The sequence below is a fragment of the Streptomyces sp. NPDC004658 genome, from assembly GCF_040609555.1.
Classification (GTDB): domain Bacteria; phylum Actinomycetota; class Actinomycetes; order Streptomycetales; family Streptomycetaceae; genus Streptomyces.
This window is the reverse complement of the sequence record NZ_JBEXKG010000327.1, coordinates 1-3,557: the sequence shown is the minus strand read 5'-3', so window position 1 is coordinate 3,557 and position 3,557 is coordinate 1. Positions and strand designations below refer to the sequence as shown.

Below are 3,557 nucleotides of genomic sequence, written 5' to 3'. Positions count from 1 at the left end.
AGGGCGAGACCCAGCTGCTGCGTGCCGCCCAACTCGCCCGCCTCGGCCCGCGCGTCGGCGACCTCGTCTGGGACATCGGGTGCGGCAGCGGCGCGTTCGCCACCGAGGCCGCCCGCGCCGGCGCGGCCGTCATCGCCGTCGACCACGACCCGGACGCCTGTGCCCGCACCGACAGCGTCGCGCGCCGCTTCGGCGTCCAGCTCCAGATCGTCCACGGCAGCGCCCCGCACGTCCTCGAAAACCTGCACGAACCGGATGTCGTACGGGTGGGCGGCGGGGGACCGGCGGTCGTCTCCGCGGTCGCCGACCGGCGCCCGCGACGCATCGTCACGCACGCCGCCACCCGGGACGCCGCCGAACGCGTCGGACGCGACCTGACCGAGCACGGGTACCGGGTCGAGTGCGCCCTGCTCCAGTCCGTCGAACTCGACACCCGGGACTGGACCGAGAGGGAGCGGAACGTAGCGTTCCTGCTCACCGGGGAATTGCTGCGGCGCGAAGCGCCTCGTTGAGGGGTGGTGGTCGGGCGCCGGGCGGGACTGCCCGACCGCGCCCCGTGATCCTGTTGTCGTACCGCGCGCGGTAGGCTGGCCGATCGTTGTACCGCACCGGTGGGCCGAACTTCGTTCGCCAATGTCCGGAACGCGCGCCCGTTTTGGGGTGGGTGCGGTACGGCGGAACCGGAGGACGCGCAACGTGGCGCAGTCCACAGCGGGCTGTCGCGGATCTTGCTGTCGCGACGGCACGACGACCGGGACAATGCCACTGAATGGCTTTGTCGCCTTTTCCGGCGGGTCGTTCGTGCCGCTGGGCACGGACGCTCGTTCTTCACTGCGGGCGGTCGGTGCGCCGTTCCGGGTGAGCTGGTCGTAGGAGCACTAACCGATGGGCGAGGGGTACGCATGACCGACACCGGCCAGGTCCCGGGCGAGGGGCAGCCGGAGAGCGCAGGCATGGTGGAGCAGCCGGGCGTCCCCGCGCACGGCGCGTACACCTACCTCTCCGAGGCTCCCGCCGAGGACGAAGACCTGCTGCTGCCGGGTGCCCAGGGCGCGTGGGGCAACGAGGTGCCGCCACCCGCTCCGGAACCGGTGGTGGAAGCCGTCCACGAGCCGGGCCCGCACGAGACGGCCGGCCGTGACAGCGGCTCGGTCGACCTCAGCGGCGTCCGCCTGCCCGACCCGGGCCCGGCGTCGGTACCCCCGTCGCCCATCCTCTCGGCGCCGCACGACCCGACGGCCGCCCCGCAGCCGCCGCGCCGTCCGCTGCACCTCGGCCCGCCGATCCCGGACACCTCCGCCAGCCCGGTCCGCTCCCTCGCCGACCGCGGTCCCGCGGGAGCGCCGGTACGGCAGCCCGGACCCGCGGCGAGCGGCCCCGAATACCTCGACGCCCCGTCGCAGACGGCTCCGCAGAGCGCGGCCCCCTGGGGCGCGGCCCAGGTCGCCGCACAGGCCCCGGCTGCCGAAACGGTTGGCCCGTCCGACGCGGCCCAGGCGGCGGTGGCCCGCCTCACCGGCCAGGCAACGGCCCCGGCCGGCGACACCGGCCATGTGCAGGTCGTCCACGGCCACGACGGGGTCCAGCCGGTCCACGCGCACGACGGGGTGTACACGGCACCGGCGCCGCAGGGTGCCGAGGCCGCGCAGAGTCCCGTGCAGCCGGGCGCTCCGGTCGCCGGGGACACCCAGGCCGGTGTGGCCGGGGAGGACGGGACCTCCGCCGACGGCGGGACCGTCGCCGACGCGGCTCCTGCCGCCGAGGCGGACCCGACCGAGGCGAACCCGGCGGGCGAGGCCGTACCGGCCGCTGACGGAGGGTCCGGGCCGGCGCAGGTCGCCGACGTACCGGGCGGACCGCAGGGGGCTGAAGCGGGTGCCGGGCAGAGCGGGGCCGGCCAGGTGCCCCCGATGCCGGAGGCACCCGGGCCTCGACGCGTACGACGCCCGGCTCGTCCCGCAGCTCACGGCCTCCTCGGCGCAGGAGACGTACGGCACCGCGCAGCCACGCCACTTCCTCCAGGCCGTCCCCGGGTACGGCGTGTCGCCCGCGCTGATCGCCCTCCGGCTCGGCAAGGCGGGCGCCAGGCGCGCGGGCGTCCTGATCGACCGCGACGGCGGCATCGCGGCCTGGCAGCTCGGGCACACCACCTTCCAGTCCCTCGGCGTCGTGAGGATCCCGGCCGAGCCGCGGGTCGTACCCCGGCTGGCCGGGGATCTCGCCCCGGTGGTCGCGGAGATGCTCGCCCGCGAGCCGGACGGCTTCGTCTACACGGGCACACCGGCACGCGCGGCGGCCGTCGCCCGCGCCCTCGCCGAGCGGCGCTTCACCGGCGTCCGCGTCCTCGGCTACCCGGCCGCCGACCAGGAGTTCCTCACCGCCGCGGGCACGGCCGCCGAAGGCTGGCAGATCTTCGCGCCGTACATCGACCCGTCGGCCGCGCGCGTGCGCGGCTTCGCCACCGCGTACCGCCGGCGCTACGGCTCCGCGCCCCCGTACTGGGCGGCGGAGGCCTACGACGTGGCCCGCATGGTCATCACCCGCGTCACCGAGGCGGGCGGCCGGCCCTCCCGGACCAGGCTGTACGACCTGCTGGCGAAGGGCACCTACAAGGGGCTCGTGCGGACGTACGCGTTCGGCGAGAACCGGACGCTCAAGGGGTACGACGTCTTCCGCTACGAGGTGAGGGGCGGCCGGTACGCCTACGCGGGCGAGGCGGCTCTGTGATGCGCCCGCTCACGGCGGACGACCCCGAGGACATCGGCGGCCACCGGCTGCTGGCCCGGCTGGGCGCCGGTGGCATGGGCGTCGTCTACCTCGCCCGCGGCGCGGGCGGAACTCTGGTCGCGCTCAAGGTGATCCGCGCCGAGCACGCGGCGGACCCGGCCTTCCGCGCCCGTTTCCGGCGCGAGGTGACGGCCGTGCGCGCCCTGACCGGCCGCTGGCTCGTGCCGGTCGTGGCCGCCGACCCGGAGGCCCGCAAACCGTGGCTGGCCACGGAGTTCGTGCCCGGTCCCGCCCTCGCCGAAGCGGTCGACGGACACGGCGCCCTGCCCGTCGCCACGGTACGGACCCTGGGCCTGCGGCTGGCCGAGGCGCTGGCCGCCGTCCACGCGGCGGGGCTGGTGCACCGGGACGTGAAGCCGGGGAACGTCCTGCTCGGCCTGGACGGCCCCCGGCTGATCGACTTCGGCATCGCCCACGCCGCCGGCGCCACCGCGCTCACCGCGCCCGACGCCGTCGTGGGCACCCCCGGCTTCCTCGCGCCGGAACAGGCGCGGGCCCGCGCGGAGGAGGTCGGCCCGCCGGCCGACGTCTTCTCCCTGGGCTGCGTGCTGGCGTACGCGGCCTCGGCACGGCGTCCGTTCGGCACCGGGCACGCGGCGGGTGTCCTGTTCCGCACGGTGCACGAGGAACCGGACCTGACGGGTGTGCCCGCCGGTCTGCGGTCCGTGGTCGCGGCCTGCCTGGCCAAGGACCCCGCGCGGCGCCCGACGGCCGCCCGGCTCGGGGCCGCCCTCCAAGACCCGCGGAGCGTCCCGGCGTGGGGCGTCCGC

Annotated in this window: 3 protein-coding genes; all 3 read left to right on the top strand. The window is 76.5% G+C overall.

The annotated features are described in order from the left end of the window. Positions 1-512 (top strand): methyltransferase domain-containing protein (locus tag ABZV94_RS40790; RefSeq protein WP_356350046.1); only part of this gene is annotated, 512 nt, incomplete at its 5' end. 1,363 nt (positions 513-1,875) lie between these two features. Continuing rightward, a complete protein-coding gene (locus ABZV94_RS40785) occupies positions 1,876-2,727 on the top strand; it encodes an ABC transporter substrate-binding protein (protein WP_356350045.1) in 852 nt (283 codons plus the stop codon). Further along, the coding region (locus tag ABZV94_RS40780; RefSeq protein ID WP_356350042.1) for a serine/threonine-protein kinase at positions 2,727-3,557 on the top strand (831 nt) is incomplete at its 3' end. The genes ABZV94_RS40785 and ABZV94_RS40780, both read left to right, overlap by 1 nt.